The organism is Corynebacterium sp. UMB6689 (assembly GCF_030215295.1).
GTDB lineage: Bacteria > Actinomycetota > Actinomycetes > Mycobacteriales > Mycobacteriaceae > Corynebacterium > Corynebacterium aurimucosum.
In genome coordinates this window covers 1-241 of record NZ_JASOLS010000271.1, presented here as the reverse complement: position 1 = coordinate 241, position 241 = coordinate 1, and the positions used below count along the sequence as shown (strand labels likewise).

Below are 241 nucleotides of genomic sequence, written 5' to 3'. Positions count from 1 at the left end.
CACAGGTGTATGCCCTTGACCCGGCAGCTCGTGCCCATCTTGATTTCCGTGAAACGGGCCCCGGAGAGGGCTGGCCCGCTGATCTTACCGCGGAGCCCGGCCCGGCCTCCGGCGGGGCTGCCGGAACCGCGGAACCCGGCCCCGCCCGGGTATGCGCGGCTTTCCACGCGGGACGCTCGTTCCTGGTGTACGCACCTGATTCCCCGCTGCTACCCAGCGGAGCTGCGCTCGTGGCCGGCAC

The 241-nt window shown here is 71.4% G+C and carries 1 protein-coding gene; it reads left to right on the top strand.

Annotation, left to right across the window (positions count from 1 at the left end; translation table 11 throughout):
• Positions 1–241: hypothetical protein (locus QP363_RS13480; protein ID WP_284764868.1), on the top strand; the 241-nt coding region annotated here is incomplete at both ends.